Source organism: Aquipuribacter hungaricus (assembly GCF_037860755.1).
GTDB classification, from domain to species: Bacteria; Actinomycetota; Actinomycetes; order Actinomycetales; family JBBAYJ01; genus Aquipuribacter; species Aquipuribacter hungaricus.
On the sequence record NZ_JBBEOI010000004.1, the window covers coordinates 32,604 to 45,144 of the forward strand.

Consider the following 12,541-nt stretch of genomic DNA (forward strand, 5'->3'; position numbering starts at 1 on the left):
CAGCGCTACGTTACCCATATGGAGCGAAACCGGACGTGGCTCAGGGACGGCCGGGTAGTTGTCCTTGCGCGCGGCGCCAAGACACAGACGATCAATGTCTGCACCTCGGCCAACAAGGACGGCAAGTACGAGCACATCTATCGGCTGCCCATCACTGAGGATGTCGAGCTGGCCGACATCGCTGAGCTGGCCGACGCCGGGGCAGTGCACGACTGGGTGCCCACCCGCAACGGAGTGGAGGAGCAGCGGGACGGTCAAGGCGGACAAGCGGTGCTGCCTCTTGTCGATGTCGACATCGATCTCGATCAGGTATGGCTCGCTGACGCGACCGCGGCCGTGGAGGTCGTGCTGGACGATGTCGTGATCGAATTCCTCGATCACCCGTACCTGCACCGGGTCGAGCACTCGTTGCACGCCGAGATCTACCGACGGCTCAAGGATCAGCCTGCCTTGCAGGGGCAATTTCCTATAGCCACCGGGGAGCTGACCCAGGTCGCTCACAAGGAGTGGCCCGAGACCTTCCCCGATCGCAGCGTCGGGGCCACCCAGCGCGGTTCGTTCGACCTCGCGGTGGTGAGCCCGCAGCAGTTAGCGTCGGCCAGCCGCCAGAAGTTCCGGCAGGGACGGATCGCCGCGCCGGTCGTGGTTGAGGTCGGGCTGGACTACGGGTTGGAGCATCTTCAAGCCGACGGAAAGAAGATGCTCGACAGCCACGTCAAAGCCCCCTACATCCTGCATCTTTCCCGGGTGGGCAGCCTGGACGTGGACGCGATCGAGGCTTACGCCGTGGCGCCTCCTGGACATCTTCGCGTCGCCTACGTGCACCACAATCCGAGCGGTCGTACGCGCTACAAGCGGCTGGGTGACAGCGCGATGCGCACCAGGTGAATAATACCTGATGAGGCACGCGCTAAGGGCTCCGACCTACGGTCCGTCCAGCGCCTGCTCCCACAACTCGGCCATCTCGGCGCCGAACGCAACCAGCAGCACCGTCTCCACCGCAGTCGTCGCCCCGCGCAGCGCCCCGACCGACACGCGTGCCGCCTCCTCGGCCGGGTAGCCGTAGACGCCCGTCGAGATGGAGGGGAACGCCACCGACCGGGCGCCGACGTCGTCCGCCCGCGCGAGCGCCGCCGCGTACGCCGAGGCGAGCGTCACCGCGTCCTGCGGCCCCCGGTACTTCGGGCCGACGGCATGGATCACCCAGCGGGCGGTCGCGAGGTCGAAGGCCGGTGTGACGACGGCCTGCCCGGGCGGGCAGGGGGCCAGCGCGCGTGAGGCGGCCAGCAGCCGGGGTCCCGCCGCGGCATGAACGGCACCGTTCACACCGCTCCCGCCGCGCAGCGACCGGTTGCCGGCGGTCACGACCGCGTCGACGCTCTGCTGGGTGATGTCGCCCCGGACGACGAAGATCCTCATTCGGCGCCGCCAGGTGCCGACCGAGACCTGTCCGGCGGGTCGTCGGGGGACCCGATCCAGTCGCAGCTGGGGCAGCCGTGGCGAGGAGGGTCGGGGAGGACGACGCAGCCGCCCAGGATGACGTCCGGCGGCGGCGGGCCGGCCGGCATGCCGTACATCACCCGGAGGAGTGGGGAGTGCCCGCATCGCGGGCAGGTGAGCTCGTCCTCGTCCACGTCCACGTCCGTGACCATCTCTTCGGCCAACGCCTGCTCGTCAGCGAGGTCACGCAGCTCGGTGGCCGTGAACGGGTAGGTCCAGCCGATGCTGTCCCGCCCGACGAAGAGTTCGACCCCTTCATCGGTGACCAGGACGTTGCCGTCGAACTCGTGGTCGGCGTACAGGACGTCCTCCAGATCGTCGGCGCGCTCGAGATCGAACGCCTCGAGCAGGTCCACCTCGTCGTGGATCACGTCCTCGGCGTAGCGGAGCAGGTACTCCCGCGACGTCACCTCCTGGTCGAGGAAGAGACGCGGGTCCAGCGACGTGAACCTGTCGGTCCGCCGCAGCAGCCGCTGCCACACCTCGCCGACGGTGCGACCGAGGGCCCGCTGCTCCGGCCGGTGCAGGGACTGCTGGTATTCCTCGTTGCCCGGGTGCAGGACGTGGAGGACACGGACCCGGTCGGCGCCCTCGGCGTGGTCCTGCTCGAGGGCATGGGCGAGCAGCTGCTGCCGGACCAGCTGGTAGACGGGCTCGTCCAGCAGCAGGTCGAACGGCAGCAGGTCCCCGCGGACCGGACCTTCCGGGTCGGCGACCGCGCGCTCGTACCGTCGCTCGCGGACCTTGTCCTTGGCGGGGTCAGGTCGCCGAAGCCGGTAGGACTCGGTGTACTTCCACTCCACCAGCACGAGCTCCACCGCCCCGTCCCGCGCCCGGTGCAGGAAGGCGGCGTCGATGCTGGTGCAGCGGGCGCCGCGGACCCGTTGCCCGTCGGGCACCTCTCCGAAGTAGTCCGTGGGCCCGATGTATTCGAAGGTGAGGTAGCGGCCGGGCTCGACCTGCAGCACCTCCTCGATGCCGAGCAGGTCGCCGAACGCTCGGACGACGCGTGCCGGGTCGTGCACCATCGGCATCGGTGCGTTGACGCACTGCACCTGCGAGGACAGCAGGTGGTTGCTTGGACCGTCGCCGACGCCGGCGTGCCACGGGATGTCCAGCTCGTCGAACAGCGCCAGCGCCGGCTCCCGGACCGCCTCGAGCAGCGAGTGCTCGGCGTAGGCGGCGGGGAGGCAGTAGTGGTGCTGCGTCGCGCTGGTGGTCCCGTTCTGGTGGACGTAGCCGGCAGGCAGCTTCGCCGCGAACGGCAGGGTGGCCGTGCGGGCCTTCCACGTCGCGGCGCGGACCTTCTCGTGCTCGGTGTATGTCATCTACGGCCACGGTAAGAGGGGGGTCGGACATAGCCGTGAGCGCTGTTGGGCAGGCAACTGTGCCCGATCCTCTCGCGACCGCGTGCTGCCGGTGAGCTCCCTCGGCGGGACGGGCGAGGCGAGGCGACCCGATCCGTGCGGCAGGAGGCTGCGCCTCAGCGCTTCCGCCCGTACACCTGCGACGGTCGGCCCACGGTCCCGCTCGACATCCGTGACGTCGCCCGGAGCTGCGGCTCCATCAACCGACGGAAGGTGTCCTTCTGCTGCACCCGGCTCAGCACTGCCTCGTGGACCTGGCGCAGCTCGGTCATCGTGAACGCGGGACCGAGCAGCGTGAACGGGTCGGGGTGGCGGGTGTAGTGCCGCTGGAGCTCCTCCCGCGCTCGCCGCACGATCGCACCGTGGTCCCAGAGCAGGGACGGCGGTCGCGAGGCCGGGACCAGGCGTAGTCCTCCGTCCGAGGCCTCCACGGCAGGAAGGACGGCCTCCAGGGGCAGCGCCGCGAGGTGGGCCGCGCTGAGGACCCAGCCCCGGTCGTCGCGGTAGGGGTCGTCGAAGACGCCGATCTCGGTCGTCCGGGCGCGCTGGCGGATGCCGACCTTGGTCGCCAGCGATCGCATGACCGCGTCCTGGAGCCGCTCCCGCTCGTGGAGGAACGTGCCGGGCAGGGACCACGTCGCACGTCCGTCGGCGCCGTCCCGGCGCACCAGCAGCACCTGGAGCTGGAGGACGGGCTGGTCGGCGGCCGGGTCGGCGCGGGGGGCGACGGTCAGCACCGCCGTGTCGACCGCTACCGACGGACGGGGGAACGCAAGCAGGTCGCTGGTCGGTGCGGTGCCGGGAACCACGGGGACCTCCGAGGGAAGCAGTTAGCGCGCTACCGCGTTATTAGAGGTTAGCGTTCGAGTAAGCGCAGTCCTGATCCAACCATCGGAAGGTCGTGTCACATGTCCATCGTCCCCCTGCCCCGGCTGCACCTCGGCAGCCCCACCCACCGCGGCGGCCTCAGCGTCTTCCCCCGTCTGGGCCGCCGGGACCCCGGTCCGGGGTCTGTCCAGCGGCGGGGCCGTCGCCGTCGACGAGCGCGAGGTGCTCCAGTGGTCGGGGAGCTCGTGGCCCACAACCAGGGCGCGCAGCCTGCGCTCCTCCTGGCTGGCGAGCTGTTCGAGGGCGGCTGGCAGCACCGGGCCCTCGTGCACGACGTCGTGCTCGCCCCCGGCAACCTGGCCGTCGTGGTCGTGTCCCGCTACGACCGGGCCTACGGCCCCTCGAGCACCGGCACCCTCTTGCACCACCTGACGACCGTTCTGCCGAGCGTCCCCCCGTCGCCGGACGTGCTGGCGGGTCAGCGGGGTGTGCTGATCGGCATCGGGGGGCAGCCGGCCCTGCTCGAGCTGTTCCCCGACCCGCGGTCGCTGCGTCGTCACCTGCCGGCGCTGATCGCGTCGGCTTGGCTGGACGCGGGGATGCGGCCGTCCGTCCCGACCCCAGGCCGTCAGGCGCGAGCGTTCGTCGCAGCACTGGCGGCATCGGGAGGCAGGCGCTTCCGGACGGTCTCCACCGTCGACGCGGTCGACGGCCGGGCCGTCGCCGGTGAGAGCGACCACGTGCTGGCCCGCGGGGTGCTGTGGCAAGACCAGCTGGCGCACCTGACGGTGCTCAACCCGCGCCACGACCTCATGCTGGCCGCGTGATGACGCCCGGGACACCGCGGCTCACCCGCCTCAACGACCAGCTCTTCACCAGTGCCGACCTGCCGCAGTGGGACGGACGCGCCTGGTCCGCCGAGCTCGACCGCTGGGAGGCGCTGGGCATCACCCACGTGGTCGACAACCGCATCGAGGCGAGCGACCTCGACCTGCTGGCGGAGTACGCGCCGGCCATCACGTACCTGGAGAACGGCGCGGACGACGCCGGGCAGCGGATGCCCGACGCGTGGTTCGACCGCGGGGTGGACTTCACGCTGGAGGCGATGGCGGACCCGTCGGCCAAGGTCCACGTGCACTGCCACATGGGGATCAACCGCGGACCGTCCATGGCGTTCGCGGTCCTGCTCGCGACGGGTATGAGCCCCGCGGCTGGGGTACGGACTATCCGCGACGCCAGGCCGAGGGCGGCCATCGGGTACGCGGGGGACGCGCTGTCGTGGTGGCACCGGCGCTCGAGTGCCTCCGCGGTGCAGCGACGCCAGCAGCGGACACAGCTGCGCGCGTTCTGGGCGGCAAACCCGCACCACACTGTGCGCGTCATCCAGGAGGTCCGCGACGAGGAGATGCGCGGGCTGCTGGAGGCGGCTGCGATCGATCGGGGCTGATCGAGGTGTGCCGCAGCTGACCCGGCCGGTCCCGTTGTGTCCGGCCCCGCTCGTAATCTGCGGTCATGTCCACTGCAGGTGCGCCGCAGTCGTCCTTCACCGCTCGCCAGGCCATGACGCACGTCGCGCCCGACGTCCTGCTCCGGCCGCTGACCGGTTCTCGGCTGCACCTGTCGCAGTGCTACCGACTGGAGCGTGGTGCGACGGTGTTGGTCGTGGCGAACGAAGCTGACCTCGAGGCCTGGCAGGTCTGTTCTACGTGTCAGGCGGAACTAGGCGGTCACGGTCGGCAGTACTTCGACAATCTCGAGCGGGCGCTGGAGGCGTACGTTCCCCTGCAGGCGCGGCAGAAGGTGCGGAACTTGGCCCGAGACGTCGACTACGACGCAGTGTGGGCTCCGAACAGCCGCTCCTACATCGCGTTGGGCTCGGACGGCACCGCCGTCGCGTATGTGGGCAAGACGTACTGGAGGAGCGGGGGTGCTCTCACCGAGCTGCCCGGCTACGACTCCGGCGCGGGCGGGGGACCCGCGGCGGCCGGGGCCCGACAGGGCCGCGAGTGCCCGACCTGCAACGTCCTGATGCCGGTCGCCGGTGGGTGCGGCACGTGCGACTGACTGGTCGGTGATGCAAGGGCGCGTCGTCCCATTGGACGGGTTCTCGACGCCGGGGCAGCGGGCTACGTCACATGGGCCCTCCAGCACGCTCGCTGTTCGGTAGCGCCCGCTCCATCAGCTCGGCATTCGGTGGACGAGCGCCACCAGCAGCACGACCTCGACCGCCGTTGTCGCCCCTAGCAGCGCCTCGACCGACACCCTTGACGCCGCGTCGGCGGGGTAGCCGTAGGCACCGGTCGAGATGGAGGGGAAGGCCACCGACCGTGCGCCGACCTCGTCAGCCCGCGCGAGGCTCGCCTTGTCCGCCGACGCGAGCGTGCTGCGTCCTCCGGTCCGCGGGAGGGGGCCGACGGCATGGATCACCCAGCGGACCGTCGTCAGGTCGAAGGCGGGAGTCATGGCCGCCTGTCCCGGCGGGCACGGCGCCAACGCCCGCGGTGCCTTCAGCAGCCTGGGTGCTGCCGCAGCGTGCATGACCTCGCCGGTATACGTGCTGCGGTACGGCGACAGTCCTTCCGCCGCAGCGGCCCACTGCTACACCTCGCCGACGGTGCCGCCCGCCGCCAGGTGCTCTGGGCGGGGCAGTGACTGCTGGTACCGCGGCGCCCCGGCGTCACGCAGCTCGCAGACAGCGGTCCAGCGCCCCCGCCACGTCAGCCAACTGCTGCCGGGTCCCGAGGGTCCCGGTCGGCAGCGCCGCCCAGAGCTGGTCCGCACCGCAGACCGTGACGCCCTTGACCTGCAGCGCCACCCGAGGTCGTGCCTGTCCCACGAGGCACACGACGGCGTGGACCGGGACGTCGCGCACCCCCTCCGCGACGAGCGCTCGACGCACAGTAGCGGCCTGCCGGTTCGCCTGGACGGCGGCCTTGTCGACCGAGGACCGTTGGCCTGCGTAGTACGAGCTTTTGTGGACCCGCGCGCAACCGGACCAGTTCTTTGCCTCGACCACCGTCACGCCGGCAGAGGCGACCACGACGTGGTCGGCGTTCTCGCTGCCCCGGCACCCGCGGTCGAGGAGAACCCCAGCCCCACGCCCCAGCGCCTGCTGCCGCTCGACGACGGCCTGCAGCCACCGACCGACCTCAAGCTCTCCGATAACGCCGGTCCGGTGGTGCATCGTCTCGGCCGTCGGGGAGCTCCAGATCGGCAGGGCCACGACCGCGGCGCCGACGAGGAGGCCCAACGCCGACGCCAGAGGTCCGAAGGGGACGATCGCTGGGAGACTCAGCAGCAGGAGGACGACGCCGGCAGGCACCCGTCGCGGCCAGGATCGTGTCCGCGTGACCTTCTCTGCGGCAGCCCTGGTCCTGTACTCCCGGAGCGCTGAGGCACCCGGGACACCGGCGTCCGGCCACCCGGTCGCCGATGTCGCCGGCGTGTGCGCGCCCAGGTCGGAGGGAGCCGGTGCGGGCGATGCCGCCGCAGTCACCACGGCGTCCGTGGACCCGCTCCCGGCCCGCAGCGGTGCGACGCCTCTGCCGCAGGACTCCAGGCACAGGACCCCCGGACTGCGGCGACCACTCGACCCGCTCCCCGACAGGGACCGCGCGACCACACCGGCGGCACTGGTCGGCTCTGGGTGTGGTGATGACGCTCATCGCACCCCCGGACATGGCTCTCCGCCGGGTCGTACGGAGCCGACCCGGCGCTCGGGGCCGTATCGGTGAACCCGTCCCAGGTGCCCACCTGTGTCCCCCGGTCCCTGCTATCACCTCCTGGTGAGGGGAAGCGTCCGGTCGCTGCGCGACGCGACAGTGCTCCTGACCGGCATGCTGCTCGGGGGGTGCGTGGTCGGGGTGACGATGTCGGGGGAGCCGGGGGAGGTCCCGGTCGCCTCCGCACCGTCGTCCGACACCTCGCCCGCCGAGCCGACCCGCTCGGCCATCCCGACCGGCGACGAGCCCACTGACGAGCCGACCGGCTCTCCGTCCGCGGCGCCGGAGGGGACGGTGGCCAGCGCGGCCGCGCTCGTCCCGGCCATGTCGCCCACCCCGACGCCGGCTCCGCCCCCGCCGGCACCTCCGCCCTCGCCGGCACCCCAGCCGGACGCATGGGTCGTGGTCGACGTCATCGACGGCGACACCCTGGACGCCCGCCGCGACGGCGTGGTCGAGCGGGTGCGAGTGGTCGGCCTCGACACCCCGGAGCAGGGGCAGTGCGGGTTCGACGAGGCCGCGCGGCGCTCACCTTCCTCGCGCAGGACCGGCAGGTGCTCCTGACGCCCGGTGCCCGCGACAGCCGGGACCGTTACGACCGGCTGCTGGCCTATGTGGACGTCGTCGAGGACGCCGCGTCAGGAGCGACCCTGGACGCGGGACTCAGCCTGATCACCGACGGCTACGGCATCGCCCGCTACGACTCCCGCGACGGCTACGGCGCCCACGCGAGGGAGGCGGAGTACATCGAGGCCGACGCCGGGTCACCGTCACGCGTCGACTGCGGCGCCGCACCTGCCCCCCAGGTCGTACCGGCACCCGCAGGACCAGCCGCCGCCGGGTGCGACGCGGCGTACCCCGGCGTCTGCATCCCGCGGCGCCGCCGGATCTGGACTGCGGTGACGTGCCTCACCGCAGCTTCGCTGTCGTAGCCCCGGACCCGCACCGCTTCGACGCTGACGGGGACGGCCGCGGCTGCACGTCGGGGTGACCACGGCCGGGGGCTGGTGGCGCTGCTGGAGGTGGGGCTGGCGGGCGTCTTGTGTCCGACCCCCTCGAGACGATGGTCGCCGTCGAGCGGAAGAGGGTGGTGGCTTGTCGTACCTGGACATGGCGCGGTCGCACGTCAAGGAGCTGGCGCGCGAGGCGTTCGAGCTGGCCGAGGTCGTCGTGGACCCCGACGGCGACCTGGCGTTCCCGTTCGGGACTGCGGTGCTGTACGTCTCGGTCGTGACGGACGGAAGGCTGGTGCGGGTCTGGGCCCGGGCCGCGGACGGGATCGCGGTCACCAAGCCGGTGCTCCGCGAGGTCAACGACGCCAACGCCTGGCTGGTCCTGGCGCGCGCGTGGATGCACGGCGGCGCGCTCATGATCGAGGGCTGCCTGCCCGTCGAGACGCTCCGTGCCGAGGACCTGCGCGCCCTCGTCTCCGAGGTCGGCGGGACCGCCGACCGCCTCGGCGCGCTGGTCGCCACCGTGCACGGCGGGAAGGTGGCGCTGCCCGTCGGACCGGTGCCGGGGGCGGAGTGATGACTCTGTGCGGTCGTGTTTCACATCCTGAATGACAGTATTCAGGATGTGGGCCAGGCTGCCCCGGCCCTGCTGCCCGCCCTGCGCAGCGTCGCGCAGGCCCGGGTCCTGACCCGGCTGTTGCTTGCGCCCGAGGTGACCTGGACCGTGCCCGCCCTCGCCGAGGCCGCGGACGTGTCCCAGCCGACCGCGAGCCGCGAGGTCCGCCGGCTGAAGCAGACCGGGGTCGTGACCGTCGACGGCGACCGGAACCTCCGCTCGGTAGCCGTGGACACGAACGCGCTGCTCTACCCGGAGCTCGCCGGGCTGGTCCTCAAGGCCTTCGGGCCGGCTGCCGTCCTGGGCCCAGAGCTCGCCGCGGTGGACGGGGTGGAGGCGGCATGGGTGTTCGGCAGTTGGGTGCGCCGCTACCTCGGCGACCCGGGGTCCTCTCCGTCGGACATCGACCTGCTCGTGGTGGGCCGGCCGGACATGGACGAGCTCGCCGACGCAGTGACCCGGGCCGGGTCTCGGCTCGGGCGTCCTGTCGGTCTGTCGTTCCTCGCCCCCGGGGAGTGGGAGGACCCCCGGGACGGGTTCGTCCGTGACGTGCGTGACGATGCCCGGGTACCCGTCGCCCGGGTGAGCGGCCCGTGAGCCTCGACGACCTGCCGCGCAGCGGCCGGGTCGAGCGGGCGCCGGCCGGCCCCGCCTCGGCCCATGGACCGGCTCGCCGCCTGCGAGCAGCACCTGCGCAGCGCCGGCCTGCTGGCAGACGTCGATCCGGCCACGGCGTGCGCGGCCCTGTACGACGCCGCGCGCAAGGCCGTCACCGCCCACATGCTCGCCCGCGGGTACCGCGTCCAGAACCGGGCGGGCGCCCACGAGGCCGTCGGGCTGTACGCGGCGAGCGAGCTCGACGACCCGACGGGCAGCGTGGGGTGGTTGCAGGCCATGCGGTTGAAGCGGAACCGCAGCGAGTACCACGACGTGCCCGTGGGCCGGCAGGAGGTGGCGGCCGACCTGACCCGTGCGTGGGGCATCGTCGCCGCCGTGCGCGCGGCGCTCGAGGAGCGGGCGGTGCCCGGCGAGTGAGTGGAGCGGCACGGTGACGCTGGCGGCGACGTTGCGCGTCCGGCGGTCGGTGCTGGTGGAGGAGGGGGCTGATCCGCGAGTTGCGTCCGACCCCTCCGAGACGACGGCTTGGGCCGGTGGAAGGGGAGGGCGGCTTGTCGTGCACGGACGTACGAGTTCTGCCGCATGACGCTCGATGGACAACTGACGGGGCCAGACTGTCGCGATGACGCCCTGGGGGAGGCAGACGACATGACTGCGCGCTCGGTGCCGGAGGTGCCCGACTTCGCGTCCGACGCGGAGCGGGTGGTGTGGGAACGACTGCGCGAGCAGCTCCCGGACGACGCCGTCCTGTTCGCCAACCGCCGGTTCACGGACGCTGACGGCGACTGCGAGGCCGACCTGCTGGTGGCGTGGCCCGATGTGGGGTTCGTCGTCGTCGAGGTCAAGGGCGGCCACGTCAGCCTGGACCGGGACGGCCGGTGGCATCAGAGCGGCAAGGGCGGCGACCACGGCGTCGACCCCGTGCGACAGGCACAGCGGTGCCGCTACGCCCTGCGCGGCCACCTCGACGGCAACCCGACATGGACAGGCGGTCGGATCCGGACACAGCACCTCGTCGCGTTCCCGTACTCACGCGTGGCGCCAGACGTGTCAACCAGCGACTGCCCGCGCTGGATGGTCCTGGACCGGGACGACGTCACCCACCTGGCGCGTCGGCTCGCAGACGCGGTCGACGCCGGTGCGGACCGGAGCCTTCCGACGCCCGGGACCGGTGAGGTCGCCCAGCTCGTCGACTGCCTCGTCGGCCGCCCGGTCGCGCAGCGGGACCACGTCGCCGGGGAGGTCGAGGCCCGCGGGGCCGCGGTGGACCTGCTCACCCAGCGGCAGGCGGCTGTCCTCGACCACATCTCCCTGCTGCCGCGGGTGGAGGTCAGGGGCGGGGCGGGCAGCGGTAAGACGTGGCTCGCCGTGGAGCAGGCACGTCGGTTCGCCGCCGACAAGATGCGGGTCGCACTGCTGTCGTACTCGCGGGGCCTGGCGATGTACCTGCGCGAACGCTGCGACCTGCTGTCCGCCCGGCAGCGCCCCGCCTATGTCGGTACCTTCCACGGTCTCGGTCTGGAGTGGGGCGCGAAGCCGGGTGCTGACGACGACCCGGTCTACTGGGAGGACGAGCTGCCACGCGCGATGACCGCGCTGGCCGCCGACCTGCCCGACGGTGAACGATTCGACGCCCTGGTGGTGGACGAGGGTCAGGACTTCGACGACACCTGGTGGCCGGCCCTGCTGGCCGGTCTGCGCGAGCCCGGTCGGCTCGTGGTGTTCGCCGACGAGGGGCAGCGCGTGTTCGCCCGCGCGGGACGCCCGCCCGTGGACCTCGTCCCGATCCCGCTGGACGAGAACCTCCGGAACACCAGGCAGATCGCCCAGGCCTTCAGCAGCCTCGTGCCCACCCAGCAGCGCATCCGCGGCGGCGACGGCGAGGCGGTCCGCTTCGTCCCGTGCAGCAGCGAGGACGCGCTCGACACGGCGGACGAGATGGTCGACGAGCTGCTGGAACGCGTGGGCTACGAGCCGCACCACGTCGCGCTGCTCACCACCGGCCGTCGGCACCCGGTGCAGCGGGAGGGTCAGGAGGAGGGGCACGACGTCTACTGGCGTGACTTCTTCGACGCCCGGTCGACGTTCTACGGGCACGTCCTCGGGTTCAAGGGGCTCGAGCGGCCGGTCGTGGTGCTGGCCGTCAACGGCTTCGGCAGCGGTGACGGCGCCGAGCGGGCCCGGGAGAAGCTGTACGTCGGTCTGTCGCGGGCGCGCGACCTGCTGGTCGTCTGCGGCGACCCCCGCCTGATCCGTTCGGCCGGTGGGGACGGGGTGGCACGTCGGCTGGGGATCAGGTGACCGTGCCGCCGACCGCCTACCAGGCCGTCGGGACCCCGTAGCGACGCACGACCTCGTCCTTCGACACCAGGACGAGGTTCTCCAGCTGCGCCTGAGCGACGAGCATCCGGTCGAACGGGTCACGGTGGTGCAGGGCCAGGTGGGCGGCGGCCTGGGCGTGCTCCGCGGTGATCGCCAGCACGTCGACGTCCGCGCGGCGCGCCGCCTCGGTGACCGGCGGGACCGAGAGGCGTCCCGCCGCACGCTTGATCTCGGCCTCCCACACCGACGCCGCGGACAGCAGGACCAGCTCCGCGCCGGCCACGAGCGTCCGCGCGCTGGCCGGCAGGCGTTCGTCGCCCGCGACGAGCCACAGGAACGCGTGGGTGTCGAGCAGGAGCCTCACGCCGCAGGGATCCCGAAGAGGTCGGCCATGTCGTCGTCGCCGACCCAGTCGCCCGGGTCGTCGATCTCGCCCCGGAGCGCCCCGAACCGCTCGGCGTGCACCGGGGCGCCCGTCACCGGGACCAGGCGGGCAACTGCTCGGCCGCCCCTGGTGACGACCACCTCACCGCCCGCCTCGACCTCGCGCAGGAGCTCGGACAGCCTGGTCTTGGCCTCGTGCACGCCTACCTCGGTCATCTGGTCAGGTTAGTC

General features: G+C 72.2%; 17 protein-coding genes. 10 read left to right on the top strand and 7 right to left on the bottom strand.

The window, feature by feature from the left end:
• Positions 1 to 18 precede the first annotated feature (18 nt).
• Complete coding sequence (locus WCS02_RS01875) at positions 19 to 888, top strand: hypothetical protein (protein WP_340288901.1); 870 nt, start codon at positions 19 to 21, stop codon at positions 886 to 888.
• A gap of 36 nt (positions 889 to 924) precedes the next feature.
• On the opposite strand, the gene WCS02_RS01880 is transcribed toward WCS02_RS01875, so the two are convergent.
• The 3 genes from WCS02_RS01880 to WCS02_RS01890 all read right to left on the bottom strand — a co-directional run bounded on the left by WCS02_RS01880 (position 925) and on the right by WCS02_RS01890 (position 3,676).
• Positions 925 to 1,419 carry a macro domain-containing protein gene (locus tag WCS02_RS01880; protein WP_340288904.1) on the bottom strand — a complete coding sequence of 165 codons (495 nt, stop codon included), beginning with the start codon at positions 1,417 to 1,419 and terminating at the stop codon, positions 925 to 927.
• A complete protein-coding gene (locus WCS02_RS01885) occupies positions 1,416 to 2,828 on the bottom strand; it encodes a PGN_0703 family putative restriction endonuclease (protein WP_340288907.1) in 1,413 nt (470 codons plus the stop codon). Before WCS02_RS01885 ends, WCS02_RS01880 begins: the two co-directional genes overlap by 4 nt.
• Positions 2,829 to 2,983: 155 nt before the next feature.
• Positions 2,984 to 3,676, bottom strand: a complete 693-nt coding sequence (locus tag WCS02_RS01890; RefSeq protein ID WP_340288910.1) for an NUDIX hydrolase — start codon at positions 3,674 to 3,676, stop codon at positions 2,984 to 2,986.
• Positions 3,677 to 3,775: 99 nt separating this feature from the next.
• Between WCS02_RS01890 and WCS02_RS01895 the strand changes: the two genes are divergently transcribed.
• The 3 genes from WCS02_RS01895 (at position 3,776) to WCS02_RS01905 (ending at position 5,759) form a co-directional block, all read left to right on the top strand.
• Positions 3,776 to 4,522, top strand: a complete 747-nt coding sequence (locus WCS02_RS01895) for an ARPP-1 family domain-containing protein (protein WP_376983762.1) — start codon at positions 3,776 to 3,778, stop codon at positions 4,520 to 4,522.
• Entirely contained in the window at positions 4,519 to 5,142 is a 624-nt protein-coding gene (locus WCS02_RS01900; RefSeq protein WP_340288916.1) for a protein-tyrosine phosphatase family protein, read from the top strand. Before WCS02_RS01895 ends, WCS02_RS01900 begins: the two co-directional genes overlap by 4 nt.
• A 65-nt stretch (positions 5,143 to 5,207) precedes the next feature.
• On the top strand, positions 5,208 to 5,759 hold the full coding sequence (locus tag WCS02_RS01905) for a hypothetical protein (RefSeq protein ID WP_340288919.1): 552 nt from the start codon (positions 5,208 to 5,210) through the stop codon (positions 5,757 to 5,759).
• Between the two features lie 114 nt (positions 5,760 to 5,873).
• Here the strand turns inward: WCS02_RS01905 and WCS02_RS01910 are convergent, their stop codons facing one another.
• Positions 5,874 to 6,233, bottom strand: coding sequence for a macro domain-containing protein (locus tag WCS02_RS01910; RefSeq protein ID WP_340288922.1), 360 nt, complete (start codon positions 6,231 to 6,233; stop codon positions 5,874 to 5,876).
• A gap of 139 nt (positions 6,234 to 6,372) precedes the next feature.
• Positions 6,373 to 7,194, bottom strand: coding sequence for a nuclease-related domain-containing protein (locus tag WCS02_RS01915; RefSeq protein WP_340288925.1), 822 nt, complete (start codon positions 7,192 to 7,194; stop codon positions 6,373 to 6,375).
• Positions 7,195 to 7,480: 286 nt separating this feature from the next.
• Here WCS02_RS01915 and WCS02_RS01920 point away from each other — a divergent pair, with 286 nt between their 5' ends.
• The 6 genes from WCS02_RS01920 (at position 7,481) to WCS02_RS01945 (ending at position 11,905) form a co-directional block, all read left to right on the top strand.
• The gene (locus WCS02_RS01920) at positions 7,481 to 7,981 is read left to right on the top strand and encodes a hypothetical protein (protein ID WP_340288928.1); all 501 of its coding nucleotides are present in this window, start codon (positions 7,481 to 7,483) and stop codon (positions 7,979 to 7,981) included.
• On the top strand, positions 7,972 to 8,349 hold the full coding sequence (locus WCS02_RS01925) for a hypothetical protein (RefSeq protein ID WP_340288930.1): 378 nt from the start codon (positions 7,972 to 7,974) through the stop codon (positions 8,347 to 8,349). The genes WCS02_RS01920 and WCS02_RS01925 overlap by 10 nt, the downstream gene beginning before the upstream one ends.
• 163 nt (positions 8,350 to 8,512) lie before the next feature.
• Complete coding sequence (locus tag WCS02_RS01930) at positions 8,513 to 8,947, top strand: T3SS (YopN, CesT) and YbjN peptide-binding chaperone 1 (protein WP_340288933.1); 435 nt, start codon at positions 8,513 to 8,515, stop codon at positions 8,945 to 8,947.
• A 48-nt stretch (positions 8,948 to 8,995) separates the two neighbouring features.
• A complete protein-coding gene (locus WCS02_RS01935; protein WP_340288936.1) occupies positions 8,996 to 9,583 on the top strand; it encodes a helix-turn-helix domain-containing protein in 588 nt (195 codons plus the stop codon).
• Between the two features lie 63 nt (positions 9,584 to 9,646).
• Positions 9,647 to 10,021 (top strand): hypothetical protein, encoded by a 375-nt coding sequence (locus tag WCS02_RS01940; protein WP_340288939.1) that lies wholly within the window; start codon positions 9,647 to 9,649, stop codon positions 10,019 to 10,021.
• Between the two features lie 231 nt (positions 10,022 to 10,252).
• A complete protein-coding gene (locus WCS02_RS01945; protein WP_340288942.1) occupies positions 10,253 to 11,905 on the top strand; it encodes an NERD domain-containing protein in 1,653 nt (550 codons plus the stop codon).
• A gap of 16 nt (positions 11,906 to 11,921) precedes the next feature.
• Here the strand turns inward: WCS02_RS01945 and WCS02_RS01950 are convergent, their stop codons facing one another.
• Both WCS02_RS01950 and WCS02_RS01955 read right to left on the bottom strand, forming a co-directional pair.
• On the bottom strand, positions 11,922 to 12,290 hold the full coding sequence (locus WCS02_RS01950; protein ID WP_340288945.1) for a type II toxin-antitoxin system VapC family toxin: 369 nt from the start codon (positions 12,288 to 12,290) through the stop codon (positions 11,922 to 11,924).
• Positions 12,287 to 12,526, bottom strand: a complete 240-nt coding sequence (locus tag WCS02_RS01955) for a type II toxin-antitoxin system Phd/YefM family antitoxin (protein WP_340288948.1) — start codon at positions 12,524 to 12,526, stop codon at positions 12,287 to 12,289. Before WCS02_RS01955 ends, WCS02_RS01950 begins: the two co-directional genes overlap by 4 nt.
• Positions 12,527 to 12,541 lie beyond the last annotated feature (15 nt).